Source organism: Phocaeicola coprocola, assembly GCF_041333015.1.
Classification (GTDB): domain Bacteria; phylum Bacteroidota; class Bacteroidia; order Bacteroidales; family Bacteroidaceae; genus Phocaeicola; species Phocaeicola coprocola.
The window spans coordinates 784584-809829 of record NZ_JBGKGM010000004.1 but is presented as its reverse complement, the minus strand read 5'-3'; the positions used below and the strand labels follow the sequence as shown (position 1 = coordinate 809829).

The 25246-nt window shown below is 37.4% G+C and carries 17 protein-coding genes and 1 pseudogene; 9 read left to right on the top strand and 9 right to left on the bottom strand.

Features of this window, described 5'->3' with window-relative positions; translation table 11 throughout:
- The first annotated feature begins 26 nt into the window (after window positions 1–26).
- The 7 genes from ltrA to ACDG22_RS14175 all read left to right on the top strand — a co-directional run bounded on the left by ltrA (window position 27) and on the right by ACDG22_RS14175 (window position 7032).
- Complete coding sequence (gene ltrA, locus ACDG22_RS14205; RefSeq protein WP_118047455.1) at window positions 27–1835, top strand: group II intron reverse transcriptase/maturase; 1809 nt, start codon at window positions 27–29, stop codon at window positions 1833–1835.
- A 490-nt stretch (window positions 1836–2325) separates the two neighbouring features.
- Window positions 2326–2679, top strand: a complete 354-nt coding sequence (mads1, locus tag ACDG22_RS14200; protein WP_007571711.1) for a methylation-associated defense system helix-turn-helix domain-containing protein MAD1 — start codon at window positions 2326–2328, stop codon at window positions 2677–2679.
- Window positions 2676–3275 (top strand): BT4734/BF3469 family protein, encoded by a 600-nt coding sequence (locus ACDG22_RS14195; protein ID WP_270213154.1) that lies wholly within the window; start codon window positions 2676–2678, stop codon window positions 3273–3275. Before mads1 ends, ACDG22_RS14195 begins: the two co-directional genes overlap by 4 nt.
- Window positions 3226–5025 carry a DUF3987 domain-containing protein gene (locus ACDG22_RS14190; protein WP_270230447.1) on the top strand — a complete coding sequence of 600 codons (1800 nt, stop codon included), beginning with the start codon at window positions 3226–3228 and terminating at the stop codon, window positions 5023–5025. The genes ACDG22_RS14195 and ACDG22_RS14190 overlap by 50 nt, the downstream gene beginning before the upstream one ends.
- A gap of 102 nt (window positions 5026–5127) precedes the next feature.
- Complete coding sequence (locus ACDG22_RS14185) at window positions 5128–5496, top strand: MobC family plasmid mobilization relaxosome protein (RefSeq protein WP_007571706.1); 369 nt, start codon at window positions 5128–5130, stop codon at window positions 5494–5496.
- A complete protein-coding gene (locus ACDG22_RS14180; RefSeq protein ID WP_007571703.1) occupies window positions 5480–6379 on the top strand; it encodes a relaxase/mobilization nuclease domain-containing protein in 900 nt (299 codons plus the stop codon). The genes ACDG22_RS14185 and ACDG22_RS14180 overlap by 17 nt, the downstream gene beginning before the upstream one ends.
- Complete coding sequence (locus ACDG22_RS14175; RefSeq protein ID WP_270230444.1) at window positions 6379–7032, top strand: hypothetical protein; 654 nt, start codon at window positions 6379–6381, stop codon at window positions 7030–7032. The genes ACDG22_RS14180 and ACDG22_RS14175 overlap by 1 nt, the downstream gene beginning before the upstream one ends.
- A gap of 202 nt (window positions 7033–7234) precedes the next feature.
- Here the strand turns inward: ACDG22_RS14175 and rhuM are convergent.
- The 9 genes and pseudogenes from rhuM to ACDG22_RS14130 form a co-directional block, all read right to left on the bottom strand.
- Window positions 7235–7579: pseudogene (rhuM, locus tag ACDG22_RS14170) on the bottom strand (RhuM family protein); the annotation flags it as partial.
- Between the two features lie 50 nt (window positions 7580–7629).
- Entirely contained in the window at window positions 7630–9363 is a 1734-nt protein-coding gene (locus ACDG22_RS14165) for an ATP-binding protein (RefSeq protein ID WP_007566675.1), read from the bottom strand.
- Window positions 9344–10597 carry an SIR2 family protein gene (locus ACDG22_RS14160; RefSeq protein WP_007566673.1) on the bottom strand — a complete coding sequence of 418 codons (1254 nt, stop codon included), beginning with the start codon at window positions 10595–10597 and terminating at the stop codon, window positions 9344–9346. The genes ACDG22_RS14165 and ACDG22_RS14160 overlap by 20 nt, the downstream gene beginning before the upstream one ends.
- Window positions 10598–10615: 18 nt before the next feature.
- The gene (locus ACDG22_RS14155) at window positions 10616–13057 is read right to left on the bottom strand and encodes a DUF2357 domain-containing protein (RefSeq protein WP_007566671.1); all 2442 of its coding nucleotides are present in this window, start codon (window positions 13055–13057) and stop codon (window positions 10616–10618) included.
- Window positions 13058–13074: 17 nt separating this feature from the next.
- Window positions 13075–15030: an McrB family protein gene (locus ACDG22_RS14150; protein ID WP_007566669.1), complete on the bottom strand. Its 1956-nt coding sequence runs from the start codon at window positions 15028–15030 to the stop codon at window positions 13075–13077.
- Window positions 15031–15034: 4 nt separating this feature from the next.
- Complete coding sequence (locus tag ACDG22_RS14145; protein WP_007566667.1) at window positions 15035–15892, bottom strand: DNA adenine methylase; 858 nt, start codon at window positions 15890–15892, stop codon at window positions 15035–15037.
- Between the two features lie 36 nt (window positions 15893–15928).
- A complete protein-coding gene (locus ACDG22_RS14140; RefSeq protein ID WP_007568096.1) occupies window positions 15929–16135 on the bottom strand; it encodes a helix-turn-helix transcriptional regulator in 207 nt (68 codons plus the stop codon).
- Window positions 16136–16269: 134 nt separating this feature from the next.
- Window positions 16270–16980: a hypothetical protein gene (locus ACDG22_RS14135; protein ID WP_119979582.1), complete on the bottom strand. Its 711-nt coding sequence runs from the start codon at window positions 16978–16980 to the stop codon at window positions 16270–16272.
- 4 nt (window positions 16981–16984) lie between these two features.
- Window positions 16985–18505, bottom strand: a complete 1521-nt coding sequence (locus tag ACDG22_RS14130; protein ID WP_370858939.1) for an RNA-binding domain-containing protein — start codon at window positions 18503–18505, stop codon at window positions 16985–16987.
- A gap of 459 nt (window positions 18506–18964) precedes the next feature.
- Here ACDG22_RS14130 and ACDG22_RS14125 point away from each other — a divergent pair, with 459 nt between their 5' ends.
- On the top strand, window positions 18965–21583 hold the full coding sequence (locus tag ACDG22_RS14125; protein ID WP_270230442.1) for a transglutaminase-like domain-containing protein: 2619 nt from the start codon (window positions 18965–18967) through the stop codon (window positions 21581–21583).
- 530 nt (window positions 21584–22113) lie between these two features.
- Window positions 22114–25236, top strand: a complete 3123-nt coding sequence (locus ACDG22_RS14120; RefSeq protein ID WP_370859010.1) for a SusC/RagA family TonB-linked outer membrane protein — start codon at window positions 22114–22116, stop codon at window positions 25234–25236.
- The last annotated feature ends 10 nt before the right edge of the window (window positions 25237–25246 follow it).

Here is a 25246-nt window from a genome sequence, read left to right as displayed (position 1 = left end):
CAAACAACGGAAAACGTGAGAGACGTATGAGAAATCCAGAGCAAGTATTAAACATTTTAGCTGGACACAGCAATGAGCCCGAGTATAAATACGAAAGGCTTTACCGTATTCTATTCAATGAACAGATGTTCTTTGTCGCCTACCAACGTATGTGTGCAAAGCCGGGCAACATGACACCCGGCACAGATGGCAAAACTGAGGATGAAATGAGCATTGACAGGATAAACAAACTCATAGAGAGTATAAAGGATGAGACTTATAGTCCCAATCCTGCAAAGAGAACTTACATTCCGAAAAAGAATGGGAAGATGCGTCCGCTAGGAATACCGTCTTTTGAAGACAAATTGGTTCAAGAGGTAGTAAGAATGGTGCTTGAAGCCATATATGAGGGACACTTTGAGTGGACATCGCACGGTTTCAGACCCAACCGAAGCTGCCACACAGCACTGAAAAGTCTACAAAACAATTTCAACGGTGCAAAATGGTTCATTGAGGGAGATATAAAAGGCTTCTTTGACAACATAGACCATAATGTGCTGATAGAAATAATGAAAGGCAGAATAGCAGACGACAGATTTCTTCGTCTGATACGGAAATTCCTCAATGCAGGGTACATGGAAGAGTGGCAATTCAACAAGACTTATTCAGGGACACCGCAAGGTGGTATCATAAGCCCTATTTTGGCAAACATATACCTAGACAAGTTCGATAAGTACATGGATGAATATGCCAACAAATTCAATAAAGGGACAGCAAGAAGCCGCAACAAGGATATTTGCAAACTCAACAGCAGAGTACACTACCTAAAACGTAGGATAAATGAAGTAGAGGATGTAAACGTAAGAACAAGGATGGTAGAAGAACTGCACGAAAAGCAGAAGCTGATACTTACAATGCCAAGTGGCAATGATATGGATGTAAACTTTCGCAGGTTGAAATACGTGCGCTATGCCGATGATTTCCTTATCGGAGTTATCGGAACGAAAAACGAATGTGAGAGAATCAAAGCTGACATCACTAAGTTTATGCAGGAAAAGTTAAGACTGGAGATGTCACAGGAAAAGACTTTGATTACAAATGCACAAGACAGCGCAAAATTTTTGGGTTACGAAATATATGTCCGTAAAGACTATGCCACAAAGAGAAACAGTAACGGAACAGTGCGCAGATACTTCAATGGGAACGTGATATTGCACGTTTCAAGAGAAGTAATCAAGAACAAGCTGCTCAGCCTCGAAGCCATGAAAGTTGTCACCAAACACGGCAAGGAGACATGGGTGTCAAAAGGCAGGACTTATATGATTGACAATGAAGCGCACGAGATTGTATCTCAGTTTAATACCGAAATACGAGGGTTCTACAACTATTACTCAATAGCAAACAATGCATCGGCTTTGGGACGCTCTTTCGGCTGTATTATGAAGTTCTCCATGTACAAAACTCTTGCTCAAAAGCTGAATATGTCAGTGAGAAAAGTCATTGAAAGATACCGCAAGGACAATCTCTTTGCAGTGCCTTTTGTAAACAAGGGAGGAGAAACCAAGTACAGGGTATTCTATAATGAGGGGTATGCCCGTAAAACGGATTGTGAAACAGCCCCAAGTGACAATCTGCCGTACATGTTCAAAACGCCATCGTTGAGTCTGATAGAAAGGCTTACAACAAAAACGTGCGAACTATGTGGCAAGCACGGAGAAGTGGTAATGCACCATGTCCGCACACTCAAAGAGTTAAAAGGTAAAAATGACTGGGAACGCAAAATGCTCTACATGCACAGAAAGACTTTGGTTGTATGTGCGGAGTGTAACGCAAAAATCCAGAGATGTGTCAAGTAAGATGATGTTACAGATGGAGAGCCGTATACATGGAGACGTGTAAGTACGGTTCGGGGGCAGGCAAACGAAAACCTACCGCTGTAAAGCGGAAAGGCGTTGTTTGCCGAGCCTACATATCGTAAATGAACAAAAAGAGAAAGCTGCCAATACGCTGCATATAGAAAATTTGGCTTTATAGGTTATAGTGGATATTTCCACCATTGAGCACCAGCGACTTATATAATATCAACGATAAATTCACCACCGTTTACCCCTCATGAAGCATCGCCTTTTTGAGGGGTATCTTGTAGTATAGGCGTTCTCAGGGATGATATTATTAGTGTCAATAATGTTTTTTCTCCATTTTATTATCTCTTTCAACCAATCCTTAGGTTAATGAAAATTAAATCCGTCGGTGGCAAATAAGTGGCTTGTTGGTGGCTTTCAAGCACCTATTTAGCACTCATAAACATCCCTATACTTTTGCGGCATCAACTTTAATACGAAGAAAATGGCTTATAAAGTAAATTCATTGGAGGAAATGCCAAATGCGTTGTCCTACCTGATTGAGTCCGTAGAAGTACTACAATCCAAAGTAAATGCCTTGCAACATGAGCAGGCAAGTAATTCACCCAAATGGATGGATATAGATGAACTTTGTGCTTATCTGCCATCACATCCAGCCAAACAGACAGTTTATGGATGGGTATCTACCAAACAGATTCCCGTACATAAAATAAATAAGGCTTTGGCTTTCCTGCAATCGGAGATTGACGATTGGTTGAAGAACAAATCGCACAAGACCCAAGTCGACTTAATGGAAGAAGCCAGACGATTTGTCGAATCTAAAAAGATTATCAGATGATGGGAACGACAGATTATTGCTTTTCGTTCTTTCGCAAGCCCATTCAAAACATCGAACCGATAAGGGCGGTAGGCATTGTGGATGTGTATCGCTATGTCATCGGGCATTATGCGCAACCACAAACCGAGTCTCTGCGTTCGATGCGATCTTCTCCCGAATCCAAAAGATACAAAGCCACTCATTTCGACTATTGTACTTTTTCGGGATTATTCCGCAAACGGAATGAGAAGGAACTGATTATGCACTCAGGATTGATGTGTTTGGATTTCGACCATGTGGAGAATATCGTGGAGTTAAAACAGCAATTACTCAATCATGAGTATTTCAATACGGAACTGTTATTTGTCAGCCCATCTGGTAGTGGATTGAAGTGGATAATACCTGTTGACTTGAAGGGCTGGGAACATTCCCGATACTTCAAGGCTGTCGCCAACTGTATCAAAGCAACAGGTTTGCCATCAGTGGATATGTCCGGCAGTGATGTGGCTCGTTCATGCTTTTTACCCCACGACCCACAAGCATATATTAACCCTAAATACAAAGATGATGTCGAAGAAAATATTTTCCGCCCAAGATTGGGAGAATGTCCCTTCTGAAATACAGCAAATACATACGCCTGATATTGCTCCTATATATAATAAGGTAAAAGACGATGTAGAAAGTGTTGTTCGGGAGATAGAACAACGTGGCATTGATATAGCACCCAACTATAAAGATTGGGTGGAATTGGGCTTTGCACTTGTTGATGGATTGGGAGAGAACGGACGGGAGTATTATCATCGCATCAGCAGGTTTTACCCTACCTATCAAAGGGAAGAAACAGACAAACAATATACGCATTGTCTGCAATCCAAAGGGCAAGGTATTACTATCCGTTCTTTCTTCCATTTGGCAAATCAAGCCGGAATCTCATTGGCTCCATCCAACAAAGAACATTTATCCATTTTGCCAAATATCCAAAATGGCAAAACGGGCAAATGGATAAAGTCAGAGGAAGAACTTCCTGCATTTCCTGAATGTGTGTTTGAGCATCTTCCTCCTTTTCTAAATGAGATTGTCAACAATTCCATTTCGGTGGATGACCGTGACACGATATTGATTGGAACTATTGTGTGTTTGTCGGTTTGCTTTTATAATGTTTGTGGTGTGTACGATGAACGCATTGTTTATCCGAATCTATATCTGTTTGTTGTGGCAGATGCAGGCATGGGAAAAGGGGCATTGACCCTATGCAGAGAACTGGTAGTACCCATTAATCGCAATTTACATGAACTCTCAAAGCGATTGGAACAGGAATATAAAGAAGCGATGAATGCTTATATCAAAGGTAAGAAAGATAATGGAATGACTATGCCAGCCGAGCCGCCCATGCGTATGCTTGTCATTCCTGCCAATAGCAGCGCAAGCTCTTTCTTGAAGATATTGGGAGATAATGACGGAGTTGGACTATTGTTTGAGTCGGAGGGCGACACGTTAAGCCAAACATTGAAGTCGGACTATGGCAATTATTCCGATGTGTTGCGAAAGGCATTCCATCATGAATTGGTCAGTTTGAGCCGGCGCAAGGACAGGGAGTATTGTGAAGTAGCCAATCCGAGAGTTTCCGTAGCTTTGGCTGGAACTCCCGAACAGGTAAGAAGATTGATACCTGATGCAGAGAACGGATTGATGAGTCGCTTTTGTTTCTATATCATCCGCTTCAAGCGAGGTATAAGAAATGTGTTTGCTACAAGCGATATTTCTCAATCTAAAAATTCAATGTTCAAACTATTGGGAGATAAATTCTGCCATCTGCATGAGGAATTTGTACGGCAGGGAAATTATTCTTTTTCCCTTCCCTCCGATTTGCAGGAACACTTTATTGAATATCTCAGTCGTGTGAATGAGGAGTGTTGTGACGAAGTGGATAACAAGATGCAGGGAGTAGTCAGACGGATGGGACTGATTGCTTATCGTATAATGATGGTGTTGACCGCTGTCCGGAATTTGGAGAATGTACATCGTAATTCTTCCTTACTTGACGGGGCAGAGCGATTGGTTTGCCATGACTATTCTATAGCCATGAATATGTGCGAAACCTTACTTTATCATGCCGTATTCATTTATCAGAATTTATCAGGAAATCAGTCCAAACGATTCTATACCGCTTCGCAAGAGACTGGCGTTTATGCACGAAGGAATACCCTTTATAATATGTTACCCGATACTTTCACAAAGGAGGATTATGATGCGGCAGTTTTAGCTTTGGGTGAAAATGGAAGTACTGCAAACAAGTGGATAGAAGCCTTTATCAAAGATGGCAAGCTATGCCGAATAGAGCAGGGGAAATATAGGAAGATTTTTTGAGTGGCAAGTTTGTGTTTTAGTGTCACTAAAACCTATGCGGCAAGCGGATGGAACAGCCACTCTCAAAAAATCAATTCATGAACATTGAAAGTTAAGATAAATATGAAGGAGAAGAAACTTGGCGGTCGCCCTAAGTTGGCGAACTATCAGAAACGTACCAAATGTTTTCGGGTAATGTTTACCGAGAACGACTATATCTATATCCAATCCAAAGCGGAACAGGCAGGATTGTCTGTCAATGAATTTTGCCATCAGGCGGCAATGGATTGTCAGATCTGTCAACGTATCAGTCCTGAAATGGTATCGGCAATCCGTGATCTTTCCGGCATCGCTAATAATGTCAATCAGATTGCCCATCAGATGCACACTTATGGTTTAGAAGCAGTCAAACAACAATGCTTTTCAATCATATCAGAAGTCGGTAGAATTATCACTCAAGTAAAGAACAATAGCCATGATAGCGAAGATTAAAACAAGAGCAGATTTCGGAGGAATAGTAAATTACGCCAATGACCAAAAGAACAAGAAGAAATGTGCCATACTTTTAGCACACGAAGGTGTCTGTGCCATCAGTAATAAAACCATAGCCGATTCTTTTCAGATACAAGCGTCCATGCGTCCGAAAGTAAAAAATCCGGTGAAACACGTATCACTTGCTTTTTCTTCGCAGGACATTAACCGTTTTCCCGATAATGAAGAAGGAGATAAACTTATGGTGGAGATTGCCAAGAAATGGATGGAACAAATGGGGATTCGCAATACTCAATATATCATAGCCCGGCATCACGACACGAAACATCCTCATTGTCATTTGGTGTTCAATCGGATAGACAATGACGGTAATCTTATCTCTGACAGCAACGAAAGAATACGTAATACTAAAGTATGTCGGACTTTGACTAAACAATATGGACTGTACTTTGCTCCTAAAAATAGCAAAGCCAGAAACAAGAGTCGTTTGCGCCCTCATCAATTACGTAAGTATAATCTTCGTTCCTCAACTCTTGATGCTTTAGCAGCATCTCGCTCATGGCATGACTTTTTCCGTATGCTCAAAGAAAAGGGAATAGATGTACGTTTTAATCGTGCAGAAAACTCTGATAATATTCGTGGTATATCCTTTTGTATGGATGAATTTAGCATTGCCGGTTCTAAACTTGATTCAGATCTAAGTTTTAACCGTCTTTGTGCAACATTGGGTAATGTGGCAACAGAACTTATAGTGCAACCTCATCAAACAATTGTTCCTAGTGCTGGCGGAGGAACCAGTAACGAACAGGGATGGCGGGATGATAAAGATAAGGATAAACAAAGAAACGAACCTTTTTATAAACCTTCAAAACGTAGAAGATAATGAAAGAAGATGTAGTAGCAGCAAATCTCGCAAATTTGCGTCAAAGTATCAATGAATTGAAGGAATGCGTTAATAGGCAGAATGTAACTCCAAACCAACCGGAGCAACATATAAAGGTGGATTTGGATGAAAAGACCATTTATAATGGAGTTGCCAAAAGCTTCTGTACTTGCTGGAACGATGCACTGTCAGTAGTGAAGAAACACATTTGGAATCAACAGCCGGATACATTGCCATTTTCACTATGGTTTCCAAAACTTGTTGACATATTCAAGCAAAAATCAAGGTTTCTTGAGTACATATATAGCCACGTTTGTGATTATAATCTCAATCGTATGACTATTGAGGCTAATACAGAAAACATATTAAAACGGCAGGATGAAATACTTGCAAAAATTAATGAGCTGAAACATCCAATAACCGTTATTCCACCCAATATCAATGGGATGTTTATACGGGGACATCATATAAAACTTCGATATGTTGTGGCTATTGTAGCCATTATTTTGACGTGGGCTGTTACCGCCTCTGTTAGTAGTCTGAAATATAAGGAAGAATCCTTTGCACATTATTCCATGTATCGGGTAGTGAAGGAACAACATCAGTACTTAATAGAACAAACAGGGATGAGACTAACTGAAGATACGGAATAGTCATTTGGAGGTAAAGAACAACAGCCCTTATTTTTTTTGAAAACAGAATCCAGATATAAGAATAAACTTACAGCTGAATCCTGTTTTCATTTACACAAAATTCTTTCCATTTACACAAAATATTTTATAGTGCTATAAAAGGTCATATCTGAAAAAGATGTGGCCTTTTTTACTTTACATAATACTATGCTGCACATAACCTTTGGCGGAACTGTGTTGCACGGACGCTGTTCACGCGATAACCTACGCTGATAACTGCATTGAGGTTGTAAAATTGGAGCGAACGGCTTACCTCTCTGGTACCTTCTTGACGAACTACCGAGATTTTCTCGGTAGTTGCTTTTTCGTCCAAGTCTCCACTATCATAAATATTCTTTAGATGAAGCCCTATATTGTCCGTTGAACAGTTAAATAACATACTCATAGCTTTTTGAGTACACCAAATAGTCTTATCCTTATAATAGACCTCAATGCCTTGTTCCTTACCTTCTATCTGGAATATCAAGAACTCAGCAGTGCTATTTCTTATTTCTCTTCGATTTGCCATAAATTGCTTCTCATATGCATGCAACAATACACTAAACAGCAATAGTCAATTTATATATGTTTACCTTTTTGCTTTAATTTGGGCGTTTGGGAGTCTGGTACCTTTTGCGGAGCGTTGACTTTTATTGTTAATGGCATTGGAAAATCTACACCGACAAGAAGTGCTTCTCCTTCTCCAAAACTTGGCAAGAAAGACAGACTATTCCTATTTGCAGCAGATGCAGCATTTTCTACTGCCTTTTTATCTTGTTCATTTATCAATCTATGAACAACAAACGTACCCATTTGACTTAGTGTTCCTAACGGAATATCTCGTGGCATTTGTGTAGCTATACACAAAAATAGTCCATACTTGCGTGCCTCTTTTGAAATTTGTTCAAAGGCATCAAGAGGTTTTGCCGAGAAATATTCATCTGCGATACTTTTATTTAAGAACTGATGAGCCTCGTCCATGAATATAATTATTGGATTATCCTTATAAAGTCCCTTTCTTGCTTCATTTAACAGATAATTTCCTATTGCATTAACTAATATTTCTCTTACTTGGTAATCGAAACTTACTTTTGAAAAATTCAATCGCAAAACACTATTCTCTCCCTTCAAGAATTCTTGTATGCCTTCTCTTAAGTCTTTTGCATCGGGAATAGTGTCTTTTCTAAAACCGAAAATTTTATTGTATTCAGATGTTGACATGACATTGTTAATTCGAGATATCAAACTTATACAATTTGAAACATCGTTTTCATTCCTATCTCCCCACATTGAAGAATTATTTCTATCCGAATCCCAATTACATTCATTAGTAATCTGTGCAGCAAGAAGATTGAAATCAAAATTACATGATTTGTCTTCTATCTGTACAATATGATTATAATAAAAAACTTCAAATGCGCGCTTTATCTTCTTGGCTTTGTATATGTTCCCCTTGATTGGATTTCCTTGTGGATTTTGTTTATAATATAAAGATAACTCTGTATTATTGTCAAGTTTGGACATCTTCAAAGATCTAATAGCTTCCATTAGTTTTGGCACTTGCGTCTTTGAAGACGGATGTAGCAAATAATACAATTCGTCAATTGAAAGATTCTTATAATCGAAAATGTATTCACCTGTACCCAGTTCAATATTCTGTATATTCTCATTGATATTATTATATTCTCCCGTAGCATCAATCAGAATACATTTGTTTTCCGTGTAATCTGATGCAAGTTCTAGAAGTTTTGCCACGGTCCAACTTTTTCCTCCTCCTGTTGTCCCCAAAACAGCACAATGACGGCCGAAAAGAGAATTAAGAGAAATATTACATAAGGCATTATTGGATGTTAATTTTCCTAAAGGAGCAAATGGAACATCCTTATCACCTGTTTTTATACCAAATGCAGATATATATGCACCTATTTGTTCGTCAGAACATGAAAAAACCTTAGAACCAACAGATGGATAACGAGAAACTGTTTTGATTATAGACTCAGGTTTGTAAATATCGAATAGAGCAAGTAATTCAACTTTTGCAATTGGATGGAACTGAGTATCTTCTTCATTTATACTTCTATTTGTTATTTCTGTTCTTTCCCCTTGAGGAAGATTCAGTTCAAACACCCTTCCTAAGAAACCGTATTCTTGACCTTCAATAACAACAAAACTGCCAACAGAGCCACCCGAAAAGATTTCTCCATTAAAATAGAATGTATGTAATAATTTTGCAGAAGGAATCTGCAAACGAACATATTGTGGAGTTACCTCACAAACATATCCAACAAATTTGTTATGGTCGAATGGCTTCATAATTATTGGGATTATCTACCTCATAAGAGCTATTATACGGATAGTTTTCTACAAAGGCTTTAAACTTAGAGAAAATTATTGTTACATTTTGAGTGACAGTTCCATCTTCTGCCACAAAATCAGGAACTAAATTATGTGTTATGCCACTTTCTTCCCATTTATCTGCTTCTCCATCTTTGGCGAAGTTTTTCATGCCAAAACAAACAATAAGCAAATGAAAGTTAGGGTTTTGAAGTGCAGCCTCCTTAATAACATTTTGAATATGCTTGTCTTGAAATCCAAAACCTGCAACAATTAACAGAGTTCCCTCTTTTCGAAGGGTACTCTGTAAATGTGACATCATTTCAAAATATGGTTGTTCATAACTGCTTTCATATTTCTCACTTGCAGGATATATGATGCATGGATGATCTGTTGTTTCTTTTTGATATATTTTACCATCTTTCTTTTCCCAATCTATACTACCATGCAATTTAAACAGTTGTATTACATTAGGAACAAAACTTTCTTCGTTCTTAATCCTAGTACGTTCCCTATATACAACGTCATGATCAAAGTTACTTCCATTGAACAATCGTGGATAAGAGAATGAAAAACCATCTATAATGGTATAATTCATTCTTTGAGCAGCTTGCTCAAATAATGTATCATAATTTGTCGTATATAGTTGAACTCGTGGTTCTGCGGGCTTACGCGCTGTTAGTTTTCTAATAAAATCCTGATGGTGTCTATTATTCTCGTCAAGAGGCAACTTGCAAGCATCGGCAATCTTCTTTTCTAATTTACATCTTAAAGAATTGCCTTCGTCGTCTTTAATCTCACCATTCAACTTTTCATACAAAATTGTAAAAGACAAAAAGTCTTCAATATTCTTAGATTCAATAATTGACTGGCATTTATCTTTTAAAATACCATCATTTTGTGTTAATACAGAGCTAATCGCATTTATTTCCTCTTCATAGCTTTGCCATAATTCTGTACGAGTTTTCCCTCCATGAGCCCCATTTTCCATAGAAGTGCCAGCTGCTGTCAAAACTGCAATATTTTTAAGATGACTAGTATATTTACTAATATCATTCGCTATTAAACGAAATGCTTCAGAAGTGGCATACTCCTTGAACTGGGCAACTCCATCTCCATCATTTTGTTGTTGAGGATTATTATCAATATACCAATGTTCCTCATCGTAGGCAACAGATTTGGTTATCGTTTTATATAAGAATATCTTTTCCATTATAATATCCAATTTAATTTACACTCTATCAACGATAGTCTCTAAGTCATTCAACTTAACCAACATGAATGCCATTCGCTCGTTTCCCCAGTATTTATTAGGAATGTCTTTGACACTGAATCGCAACTTTTGCAATTCAGCATCTGTGTCACTCGGCTTTCTTATTCGAATCATGAAATATGATGAGTTGTGTGGCTCACTTGGATAATTCGATTGAATTAGACGCTCTTTCGTCCATACATCATGCTTTGTTCGGACAATCTTGCAGAGGTTACCGACATATATCTCTCCTTTGACATACAAGAGCAAATACTTTGCTTTGTTCCAAGGAGAATCTGCAATTTTATCCAAAGGAATGTTGTACCAAAGATTGTCAAATGTCCATTGACGTTTCTCTTCACTACCAGCAACCGCCACCATTACCAAATCGTCTGGCAACATTCCAACCTTTTCTTCTTCAGTGATATATGCCAATGTGCGTTGTGGCTTGGCTTTAGCCACATGAGTATCAGCTGTCGTGAATTTCATCAAGATGTCATCCAAATGCACTCTCAGCAAGGATTCGCTATTGGGTAAAAGAGGGAATGCACCGATATTCACACTTTCTATACTAGCACTATAGTAACGTCTCTTGATGTATTCATCGTTACCACGACCAGGAAAGAGGATATAGCCACCAATTATTTCTTTGGAGCGATATGGTTCATGCTCTTTGCTATAATAAATAGCGTCACGGTAGCGATGCATCTGATTGATAGCATCAGTTGGGGGGTAATCACCTCCTGGAAAATTTGACATTTCAGCAATATCTTGCTCCTCAAAATCTTTATCAAGCTTTTTGTCGTTAATGACACGATATTTCGCATCATACAAATACGTCAAGACAACTTCTCCAGATGCCTTGCGAATATTAAGCACAATGTCTGGACGTTGCTCTGTTGTTGCTGTATTAATGCTCATGCTATACTCATCCTTACCGCTTGTTCGGTTAAATGTATGCTGATAATGAAGAGTTACTACGTCTCCTTCATGTGCTGCCAGTTGCGCCTTACGTTCATCCTTATCATCGTTCTCTGCTTTGGGGTAATGATATTCCACAATATGCTCCAAAGAGGAATTTGTAAATGGATTGAGCAATGTTCCTTTAGGCTCTGTCACCAGTTGTTCATGTGATGGCTTGTTATAGTCAATACCCATGACATCAGCCACCAACTTCTTCATCTTTATGAAGCACCATAGCTCATAAATCTCCCATATTTGTAGAGTTCCAATGTTTGCAGCTCCATTATACAAGTCAATTCCTCGTTTCAATTTCAACCAATCCTTGTAAATTTGCTGATAACCTAATCGGTTTTGCAGTACAAGACTGTCTTGTTTTATACCATCGAAACGACCTACTGTTTTGAAGAAAGGGTGTTTCGAAAGTTTTCTCAGAGAATCCTGATAGTCTGTCCACATCTGGCGATGACGTTCTGAAAGTTCTTCTTGGGAGGAACTGAGAACTGTCGTTATTACAGAAGAAAGTCGTTTTCCAATACTTTGAAGAGTATATTTCACGAAACGGTTTTCCATCGTGTCGTGTGTAGAATGTGCTTCATTATAGCCAAAGTAATATTCTTCCAGTTTCCCTTCTTTTTTTACTTCGCTATAGCGTTCTTCCATGGCAGGTGTCCAGAACTTAATCTGTTCTGCCTTTCTTGATGTGCGGAAGTTCACAATTTGTGAATGTGGATTCTGTATCACACGTTTTACGTTCTTCACATAGTCATCCACAACGCTTTGAAATGCAGCCATCCATGTGGCATCGGTATTAATCCGTCCTCGACTGAATTGCTGGAGAGTAATGCTCAGATAGCGATAGATGACGTTTTCGTACTCCTCGTTAATCTCCCGTAATAGCGACTTGTAATCGTTTTTTGTGTCGAGTTTGGGTGATACTACATCAAAAGTTACATAGCTATCTTTACGGACACCATTCTTCTGATAGGAGAAATCTAGTTTGAACACTCCAGGCTCATTCAAAAAGTCCAACTCTCCCGTGAGGGATTTTTCTTCCCTTCCATTCAACTCTTCATCAACAAAGAAGCTGTCCTCTATGTCTTTTCGTACATGGCGAATTTCTGGTACAGAGTCTTTATCTACACCATGGAATAGTAAGCGAACTTGATATTTACAAGTTTCAAAGATGACAGGCCATAACTTATCCCAAACCTTGCCCGCTGCAAGTTTTGTTTCTTCTTCGTCTTCAGTTTTCTTCCTTGTAATTGGACTGTATAGGCGAAGTTCACATTCATCTTTTGAGGTATATCGACAATATGTTTCTGGCGCATCAATATCTGGATTGTCTCTCCTTGAATAATTGATGCGACCCTTGAAGCGTTCCCACGAATAGCTTATGTCTTGTGTGCGAACAATTACCTCGTAATCAGGATGAATTAATCTTAAAACCTCTGTCTGCATATGTCCTTTCTATATGATTATGGCCAGAAACGAGTGAACTCTTGATTATTCAATCGGTCAATCATTTCTTGTATCTTCTCTTTGGCTATTTGTTGATGTCCCTTGTCCTTTTCTGTCAGTTCTTCTGCCTCATCATTTTCGGATGTTGTAATGTCGCTTGATATTTCTTTGATGTCTGGAGCCAATTCTTTCAGCCATTCTAAACGATTGTCATAAGGTACATCAACTTTACTTTTATATTCTCTTGACAACGCAAACATCTCTGCATCGCCCTCAATGCGTGGAAGAATCTTCATTAACAGAATGTTATTTACAGATTGTGTAATGGCATCATCCAGTTCCTTGCCTTCATCGAGCATCACACCAACCATAATGGTCAGTTCGTTCAGCACACGATAACTAACCTCAAAAGGAGTGCCTTTCAATGCCTTGTTGATTTCCTCCAACTGTGATGGAAGTTTTTCTACTAATTCTGCTGCGACATCTGAATGTGCCTCTAGAACCTCGTCGGCAGTGACATTTCGACGAGCGAAAGCATTCTGCCATTTTTGTTGCTCTTCGCCAGACAAGTACTCCAAGTTTTTGCTACCACCGAACATATTGCGTAGATTACCTCCATTCATTTCTATGGTCATAGCACGGTCAATCACTTTACGAGAGAACTGATGCGTGGTATCATCCATATTGACTGTACCAATAATTACTACATTGTCAGGAAGGGTTAGTCCTTCGGTCGTCAGGTCTGTACGTTTGCCGACCTCTTCATTAATATCACTTTCGGTTTTAATATTAAAGAGTTTAAGGTAGATCTCCCTGTCGGTCAAATTGCTGCTGAAAAGCTCTCCCGTTTGTGCATTCCTTGTGTGGGGTATCTCTGACAATTCACGGAAATACAGTGTATCAATTATTGGCTCTGTTTTAACCATGGTCATATCAACCTCGCCAGTTTCTTCATTCTTTGGATGCTTGCGAGTTTCCAATATACTCAAAATCTCTGCAAAGTATTGTTCTACAGGCGCCAGATTCATTTCATCAAGACAAACAAAGAATGGAACGGTAGGGAACATCTTGGCCTTTACCAAGAACTTGACGAACTTAGTGAACTGATAACCACCCTTCCCTAATCGGCTGTAATATCCCAACAATTCTGTTGAGTCATGCCAATTGGGTTTTACCTCAATCATACAATAGTTGCCAGGCGTTGTGCCAGCCTTGTCTTGCAAGTATTTTGGACATGACTTAAAGGCAAATTCGCGCACAATCCGGCTTTTCCCTGTCCCGGAAATACCAGCTAGCAAAAGAAACGGTTTAGTTTTAGCTGCAGTAATGATATCGGTATATTTTATATATTCTGAACTTATTTTTAATTCATTGACCATTTGTTTACTAACATTATTAGTTGAGTTTTGGTATGGTCTTGAATCAAAAATGTTGATAAAATTTTCAAAAGTCGTTTTGTCGGGATTACTAGGAGTACCTATATAAATAAATGATGCTTGGTTTATGTCGGCCTTATAGTTGGTACGAGAACATTTAAGAAATTTTCTTTTGCCCAATTTCTCATTTGCATAATCGTAAATACTTCTTAAATCTCTTCTAGACCCCTCAGTATCAAGATTTGTTTCTATGGAGATAATATATTCTTTGGGATTGAAATTGTTCAATCCCCTTGCCATATTATCATCCTTTGTAAAAATTGAAAATAGATAGTAGCGTAATTGATGTTCTTTTGCAAAATGGAAAGGCTTCTTATATTCATCAAGAAAAACTCTAAGTTGGGGTTTGGGTCGATCAGTTCCAGTAATACTAATATTGGTATATGATATTAATATTATTTCCTCATGATTTATTTTGTATAATTCACTCAAATCATCTCTAAAATCAATGTTTTCTTGGAATTCAGAAAAACTGATTTTTTCCCAATCAGGAAAATTACTCTTTATAAATTCTTTAATACGTGTAATAGAGTCCATTTTATTATAATTCGTAATTTGTTATTATTAAATGTGTAGCCTCCGCCTGAAATCTATTTCTAATATTCACGGAATAATTTTTATCATACTCTGCTATGATATTATTTCCATATAAATCTCGAATTAACGGAGTATCACCTATTACCATAAGTGATCTGCATCCTAAATTATAGAAATCCTCAGCTAACCGTCTGTGGTTTTCTTCGTTAAACCCATCTTGATATTGTATATTTCCGTAGTCTGAAAAAATACAATCATATGGTGGATCCAAAAACACAAAATCGTCAGGATTTACTAAATTAAATATATCACTATAATCTGTATTATGAATCTCGGTATTTACCAGTAAAGCATGATGTGCTTCAGTAATAATTTTTGTATTAAGATTTTTGTACCTACCATAAGGAACATTGTATTCTCCTTTTGCGTTAAAACGAATCATTCCAGAAAAAGCTGTTTTATTAATAAAGTAATATAAAGCAGCATCTGAATAAGTCGAAGGTATTAAGCCATTATACATATCCCTTAATTGATAATATAAAGTCTCATTCTCATCTGGTATTCTATCTTCTGGATGAAGTTTCTTTAATTTATCAAATTCCAACCGATTGTTGCTGTAAATATTCTCTAACTCAGCCAATTCCATACTTAATTGCATAAAATCTTGTTGCACACTTCTATAAAAGTTTATCAAGCGTACATTAATATCATTAATTATAGCATTATTTGGCTCCAGATGGAAGAACATAGCACCACCACCCAAAAAAGGTTCTATGTACCTTCCATCAAATTGTGGCATATATTGTATTATTTGTGGAATTTCTTTCGATTTTCCACCTCTATATTTTATTATAGGTTTCATATACTATTATAAATCATTTTTGATTTTAGTGTTACTCTAGTCTTTTATAGGCCATAACAAATCCCTGATATCTACTTCAAGAATTTTTGCAATTTTCGCTAATGTCTCTAGATTGGGCTGCATAGTGTTGGTACACCATTTCGAAACAGTTCCCGGATCTTTACCCAGTTGTTCTGCCAACCATTTATTGGTGCGTTTCTTTTCTGCTAGAACCACTTTCAAGCGATTAATATCTTTGTTCATACATTACATAATATGTTTTCAAAAACAAAGATAATCATTATAATCGAAAATCTATTCTGATTATAATGATTATCTGACAAATATATGTCGAAAAACGACTTTATATTGGAATATACTTCAATAATACTTTTGGTTCATGTGGATTGTTTTTCTTTATCTCTTCTTTCTTTTACCCTTTCCTGTCCCGGCATTTTTTTAGCCAATACACTTTCTCCGGCAGGAAAATAGATAGGAAAAACTTTATATAAGAAACTTACAATATCATTACGCTTCTTTCCCATATTGAAAAAAGCAGAACAAACAAAATACATAAGGTCTTGCTGACTACACGTCTCTTTTTGCTGAATAGCTATTGATGGAGCGATTATCAAGTCATGTTCTGCAAATGCGCAGGCACAGGCAAGAATAGCTTTCTGCTCTTCCTCAGTAAATACTTTGATTTTTTCTGTTAACCATTCAAGTTCTCCTTTGAGAAGTTTTTTTTGCTTTTCATTTTGATGCTTTAATAGAGCATCTACATTTTTTTGTTGCTTTTCTGTCAAGGCATTTTCTAATGCTTGATTTTTTTGTTTAAGAAGATTGAATTTCAGCAAACCGGCAATGTACATACAAAAATATCCCACCGCAATATCGAATATTAAAATAAGCAGGTATTCTTCACTTGAAATTTGCGTAAACTTAGTCAAATATTCATTGATAGGAATAACGGCAAATAGCATGATGATGGCTATTACATAAAGCACTATATATCGAGTTTTATGTTTTACTTGCTGTAAAGAAGCAAACAAAAAGGCGATTACCAAAATGGCAACTATAACACAGAGTGGTATAAGATATATTCCCATAGTTCTATTCTTCTGCTTTAGGATTAATTACAATACGCCAATAGCCACCATGATCTGCTCCCTCTCTGACAAGCAATCCTTTGGCTTTTAGATTTGCAATCTGCATTTCAATGGCTCGTTTACTGACTCCTATTTTTTCCGCCATCTTATCTTGAGATATAGAACCATCTGATATTACAAGGTCAAGAATGCTTTGTGCAGTCCGTCCCAATCGCTTTTGTTTCACCGAAGAATTTTGCAAATCACCGAAGGTTTTCACCGAAGATTTCTGTAAATCACCGAAAGTTTTCACCGAAGATTCTTCATCGATAGAGTACTTTTCGAGGCTACTATTTACTCTGTTGGCGACTTCCTCTATAGGTATCCTTCCGTTCTCTCCCCAATTCAAATTATAGAATGTGGTATAGAAAGAAATTGCTTCCGTTTGATATTGTGGTTCTTTGCCCGGCATGAAATTAGGTAGTTTCTCCGTAAGTTCCCGCATTTTCCTTAAGCCCGAACCACGTTTCTCCATATAGTCCAATTGAGTAAACATATCCGCTATAACAGGATTCCGGCGCATGGACGGTACTTTGTATATGTCTCGGTCTTGGATTTGTGTGCCATCAAGCATTGCACCTGGTGATACCAATTCAACTCGGTCATCATAGATGTCAATATGTACTTCACCGCCCATCACGGTATAATCCCGATGGATAAGATGGTTTACCAATCCTTCAAAAATAGCACGGTCGGAATAGTCGGGGAGATTCAGGCGATAGTTCGGCATCTTGACCCACCCGCTCATGGTATAGTTCTTGATGAAGTCCATGCCATATTTCAGAAGCAATACGAGATTTGCCCGATGCTCTACGGAACTGATGGCATCGTCTTTATAGAGCCCCGTCCAACGGGTGCAGAAAATACGTGATTGGAATACGGTGCAATTGTCCACAAACAACAATCCGGCATTGGTCAGTTTCCCGTCAGATGTGACAAGTCCGAATGATTCCAAATACTTATCGTTCCATTCCTGATGGGTTTGCTCACGGAAAGTATTGGCGAGAATAATAAATGAGTGCTTGCTGGCATCCACTTGTGTAGGAAGAGAATCCCATGTCATGTGTGTACCTTTCAATACCAACGAAAGAAGTTGTTGTGAATTACACTCCACGCTTTCATTGCCAACCCGTACATATGCAGTACGTGTTCCGTCCTGATAATAGTAATAAGGTGTAAGCGTTCCTGCCTTTACTTTCACTTCAAGCAGGGTATGTCCTTCATGTTCTATCGGAATAAGTTGAACTTCCGGCACAGGGTCAAGTCGTGCCTTTATCATTTCACTGATAAAATCAGCATCGGCTTGTGGATTCTCCAACCCTACAATTACGCCGTCATCATTCACTCCATAGAACAAACTGCCACCGTCCGTATTGGCAAATGCCGACACGGATTTAAGCCATGACTTTACTTTCTTACGCTCCAACATTTCCTTGAAATCGTAAGCCGAGCATTCCGCTATCAATGTATTGTTATGTATCTGCATCGTTTTCTTATTGTTGTTTGGGTATAACATCCCAATATCATACACAAAGGTAAGGATAAAACCGAAGAATCTGTTAAAAACATCGCTTTCTTTTGATTTTTATGCGTTTACATCTCTTTATTTATGAATAAAAATCGTAATTTTGCAAGCAAGAGCTGTGGTTGCTTATGGATGCTTATTTTCGGGTTTGCGTTATATTTGCAACACATGTACGCAAGTCGCTGATAGATATATCACGTTGATTTTGAGGAAGTTAAGCAATATATTGACTAAATAATAAATGAAATCGGTATAATCCTTCAATGGATTATGCCGATTTTTTTGTTTCATATCTAGTTAGATAGATATTTATATAATTAAGATTGGATTCATTAAGAATTAGAAATATTTTGGTTTATATTGTGTGTTAATTTTTAAAAATATATCTTTGTAGCATAATATTATTAATTATTTTATACTATGAAGAGATCTCTAATGATGATTGCAGGGCTGTTTTTGTCAGTCTGTTCCATTACTGCGCAAAATCTTTCAATGGATCGCGTGAATGCCGATTTCCAAAAAAAGAAAGAAGCACTGCCGACTGGTGATTTGTTTAGTGTTTTCCGACAACAGCTTACACAAGAAGAACGTGATGCACTTACTTTCTTTTATGCTTATATGTCAGTCGGAGATATAACAGATTATTCCGGTGATTTTTATTTGGAAAATGTACGTAGCTCATTGTCTACGCGAAAAGAAACGACATGGGGTAAAACAATACCCGATGATATCTTTTCTCACTTTGTCTTGCCGGTACGAATAAATAATGAAAATCTGGATCGTGCACGCATGATTTTTCATGATGAACTGATGCCCCGTTTAAAAGGGCTTTCTATGCATGATGCTGTGCTTGAAGTAAATCATTGGTGTCATGAAAAAGTAAATTACCAACCGGCTGATGCTCGTACGAGTGCGCCATTGGCTACAGTGAAGACAGCTTACGGACGTTGTGGTGAGGAATCTACTTTTCTTGTTGCTGCTCTTCGTTCTGTAGGCATTCCTGCCCGTCAGGTTTATACTCCTCGCTGGGCTCATACGGATGATAATCATGCATGGGTAGAAGCATGGGTTGATGGTGAATGGCATTTCTTGGGAGCTTGCGAACCTGAGCCTGTTCTCGATTTGGGATGGTTTAATGCTCCTGCCAGTCGTGGTATGCTAATGCATACAAAAGTATTTGGCTATTATCAGGGTCCAGAAGATGTTATGCGCCGTACAGCGAATTATACGGAGATTAATATTATAGGAAATTATGCTAAGTTTGCTCCTCTTACTGTGACGGTTGTTGATAACCGACAGAAACCTGTAGAAGGTGCATGTGTACAGTTTAAGGTCTATAATTATGCAGAATTCTTTACTGTTCATACTCGTACAACAGAGAAGGATGGTAAGGCTAGCTTGTCTGCTGGTCTGGGAGACATGATGGTGCTCGTAACGAAAGGTGACCAGTTTGGTATTAAGAAAGTAACATTTGGAAAAGAACGTGAGGTTGCTATAGAACTTAGCCACCGTATAGGTGAAGAGTTTTCGTTTCCTATAGATCTAGTACCTCCTCCCGTAAAACCGAACATACCGGAAGTTACTCCTGAGCAGCGCGCTAAAAATGATATTCGTTTCAATCGCGAAGATTCTATTAGAAATGCTTATGTTGCATCTTTCCCAAATGCTTCAGCTATCGAACAATTTGCATCAGAAACTGGGTATAAGGCTGCGGATGTCAATAAATATATTGTTGCTTCAAGAGGTAATTATGGTGATATAATGGCTTTTTTGCGTGAGGCTGCCAAAAAAAATTATGCCACACGTGCACTTCAATTGTTAGCAACGCTTTCAGATAAGGATTTACGTGATACTCCTAAGAGTATATTGGATGATCACTTATATAATACAGATCTGGCTTTGGATGCGGATAAAGTATTAGCTCCGCGTATAGCTGGCGAAATGTTGACTCCATATCGTTCTTTCTTCCAGAAAGAGATTTCGAAAAAAGATGCCAAAATGTTCCGTGCAAATCCGAATAATTTGGCAGAATGGTGTCGTAAGAATATTACACTTCGAGATGAGTTGTGTTGTGTTGGAACTTTTATTTCACCCGAAGGAGTTTGGCGTAGTCGTATTGCCGACCGTGTGTCACGTGATATATTCTTTGTTGCAGTTGCACGCTCGTTAGGCATTCCAGCATGGATAGATGGAGTTACAGGAAATGTATTCTATAGAAATAATGGTTCAGATATCCAGCTGGATTTTGAAAGTGGAGTATCTGGAGTCTCTGAAACAGGTAAATTGCAATTAGCATATTCACCTGTACCGCAGCTGAATGATCCGGAATACCTTCGTCACTTTACTCTCTCAAAATTTGATGGAGTAGGATTTACATTATTGAATTATCCTGACTTTGCAAAATGGAGTGCTTTGTTTAAAGAACCATCTTCTTTGGATGAAGGATATTATATAATGGTTTCTGGAAGCCGTCTGGCAGATGGTGGTGTATTAGGGCAGGTTTCTTTTTTCAATGTTCGCAAAGATGAGCTGACAAATGAAAAATTGCTTGTGCGTGATAATACTGAAGCTGTGAAGGTGATTGGTAACTTTGACTCTGAATCTAAGTTTATAGATGCTGCCACAGGTCAAGAAACTACAGTGCTGAAAACTTCAGGACGTGGATTATTTGTACTTGCTATCTTAGGCGTAGGACAGGAACCTACGGATCACACATTGAAGGATATTGCTGTCAAGGCAAAGGAATTTGATGCTTGTGGACGAAAAATGATTCTTTTGTTCCCAACTCGTGCTGCTTATGAAAAGTATCAGACTGCACCTGCTCTAGGACTTCCTGAACATGTTGTGTTTGGTATTGATCAAGATAGCTCTATTCAGAAAAAACTCCTTGAAGCATTAGAACTTGAAGCAAATACTCAATTACCTATATTTATAATAGGTGATACTTTTAATAGAATTGTATTTACATCACATGGTTACACAATTGGATTAGGTGAGCGTTTGCTGAAAATTATTGATAGCCTGGATGAAACAGAGTAAGATTAGTAATTAAAAATATTTTTATAGAAAGCCGGTATAAGATAATACTTATATCGGCTTTCTGTTTTTTTGAATTTCTTTTATATTATATATAAGTGACATGGAATGTGGCACACTTATATTCTGTAAGAATTTTTTTGCCATAATATTGCTATATGAAATTTTGTATCTCTATGGAAACTAAATAAGTAGTGAAGTATATATAAATACTATGATTATCTTCTTGTAAAATAACTGATAATGATAGTGGTATTAGGGAATTAGTTAGTATTGTTAATAATGTTTAAGTGGCTAAATATTTTATATAGTTGCTAATAAAAAATTTTAAAATATAATTATCTTTGTCCACAAGAATGTTACTATATATAAAAAGGAATCTAATATTATGAAATTTTATTGTCATTTTAATTGAAAAAATGATATGTTTTGTTTGTTTTTTATTTATTCTTTATGAATGACCTTTTAACTACAAGTTTCTAATTATATAATTATTAAATGTTAAATCTATGAGAATTAGTAGGTTTTCACAAATGTTTTTATTGCTGATGGTTTCCGGCTGGGGAACTGTATGGGCTGCTCCAGAAAAATCATTGGATGCATCTATTTCACAGCAATCAGCTAAAATTACCACTCAAGGTACAATTGTCGATGCTCAAGGTGAGCCGTTGATTGGTGTAAGTATTCTTGAAGTTGGCACAACTAATGGTACGATAACCGATATAGATGGTAAATTTACTCTTCAGGTAGCTTCTGGCGCTACATTGGAGATTTCTTATATCGGTTATAAAACTCAACAGTTGACAGCTACTCCGGATTTCGGGACTATAAAAATGTCTGATGATACGGAAGTTCTTCAGGAAGTTGTAGTAACAGCTTTGGGTATCAAACGCGAAAAGAAAGCTTTGGGTTATGCAATACAAGAAGTGAAGGGTGAGTCTTTGGTTGAAGCTCGTGAAACAAATCTTGCTAATGCGTTGTCTGGTAAAATTTCAGGTGTACAGGTTATTCGTTCTAGTAATGGTCCTGGTGGATCTTCTAAGATCCAGTTGCGTGGAGCAAATTCAGTTACAGGTACAAACCAGCCGCTGATTGTTGTAGACGGTGTTCCGATGGATAATTTTACCGGTGCTGATAATGCTGATTTTTATAATCCTTCATTGGATATGGGTAATGGTCTTTCCGATATCAATCCGGAAGATATAGAATCTATGTCTGTATTGAAAGGTGCTTCAGCTGCTGCTCTCTATGGATCTCGCGCAGGTAATGGTGTTATCTTGATTACGACTAAAAAAGGAACAAAACGTGAAGGATTAGGTATTACTATTTCTGGTTCTGTTTCAGCGGAAACTATTTTTATGAATCCTAAGATGCAAAAGGCATTTGGACAAGGTGATAATGGTTCGTACAATGCTGAAACCTCTAATAGCTGGGGACCTGCTATGGGAACTGAGTATACTTTTAATGGACAAAAGCGCATTATGCAGTATTATGATAATGTGGATTCTTTCTTTAAAACAGGAACAAATCTGACTGAAAGTATTTCTTTCTCTCAACAGTATGATAAAACTTCAATTTATGCTTCTTTGAATCGTATGGATGATTCTAGTAAGATTCCAGGAGCAACTTTGGATCGTACTAACTTAACTTTACGTGCCTTTTATACTTTTGGTAAAGATGATCGTTGGAGTTTGGATGCTAAGGTTCAGTATATTAATACAAATGCAGATAATCGTCCGATGACAGGTTCGAATGATCAAAATATGTTCCGTACTATTTATCAATTACCTTCTTCTATGGATATTCGTGATTATAGTAATCCTTTAACAGATGAGGGTAAAATTAATTGGTACAATAATAGCGGTATGAACCCTTATTGGGCGGAATTATATAATACAAATCATGATACACGTAACCGTTTCTTGATGAATGCATCTTTAAAGTATAAGTTTACGGACTGGTTGAATGCTGAAATTAAGGCGGGTAGCGATATGTATAATACCGAAAGTAATAATAAACTATATGCTGGAAGTAACCGTAATAATGGAAATAGTCAATATAGTTTAGAAGAAAAGAAGTTTTACGAAAATAACTTTAGTTTTTTGATCAGTGCTCAAAAAGATCATTTGATTAATAAGTTTGGTGGAACAATGACCTTTGGTGGTAATCTTATGGAGAGAAAGTCTACAGGTCTGAAAGGTGATGCGACAAAGCTTACTGTGCCGAATCTATTTAATTTATTAAATAGTAGTAAAAATGATCGTAATTTCAAGGAAACTTATAACCATAAGAAAATTAATTCATTATATGGTACTTTGGGTATAAATTATGATGGTTGGATATTTTTGGATGCAACATTCAGAAATGATTGGTCTTCAGCTTTAAGTAAAGAAAATCGTTCATTCTTTTATCCATCAATCTCTGCCTCTTGGATCATTAGTGATATGGTTGGTAAAATAGGTAAGATGATGCCTTCATGGTTTACATATGCTAAAGTTCGTGCTTCTTTTGCTCAGGTAGGTAATGATATGGATGCATATCAATTATATAATTATTATGAGATATTTTCAGATCCTAATGGTAATACTACCGGTAAGCCTCTTGAAACTTATTATGATTCAACAGTTCGTAGTGAGTTGATTTCTTCTTGGGAGGCTGGAGTTGAATTGAAGTTCTTTAATAACCGTTTAGGTTTTGATTTTGCTTGGTATAAATCAAATGCAAAACGCCAACTAATGGATATACCTATGGATTATATGTCTGGGTATAAGGCTCGTAAAATTAATGCAGGTAATATTCAAAATACAGGTGTTGAATTGATGATTAATGCTCGGCCAATTGAAACGAAAGATTTTAGTTGGGATACTCAGTTAAACTTTTCTAAGAATAATAATAAAGTACTTGAATTAGCTCCTGGAGTTAATAAATATGAATTAGGTGGTGCTGCTGAATTGAAAGTTTATGCGGTTCAAGGTGGTAACTATGGAGAAATTTGGGGTACTAAGTTCATGCGTGTGACAGATGAAAATAGTCCTTATTATGGAAAACTTTTATTGAATGAAGCGGGATTACCTCAATCAACAGGTGTTTCGGAAAAGATTGGTGATCAACAAGCAGACTGCATGTTAGGTTGGAATAATAGTTTTAGATATAAGAATTTTGCATTGAGCTTCCAAATTGATGGTAGATTAGGTGGTGATATTTATTCTTATACTAATTATGCATTACAAATTGCTGGTCGTGCAGAATGTACAGCCCCTGGTGGAATGCGTGAAGATTTTGTTGTAGATGGTGTTATTCGTCAACAAGATGGTAGCTATGCGCCTAGTACAATAAAAGTTTCTCAACAAGATTATTGGCAAGCTATAGGTACTGGTAATACTGGTATTGGAGAAGCGAATATTTATGATGCAACAAATATTCGTTTGCGTAATATTGCTTTGAATTATTCTTTCCCGTCGTCTATGTTGAAGAAAACTATTTTCCAACAGTTAAAATTGGGATTCTCCATTAATAATGTATGGATGATTTATAGTGATATGAATGGAATTGATCCAGAAGCTGTATTTATTACTAATACAAATGCAACTGGTTTTGAGAACTGCGCTTCTCCTACATCACGTTCTTATTTGTTTAACGTAACTCTAGGTTTCTAATCAAAAAAAG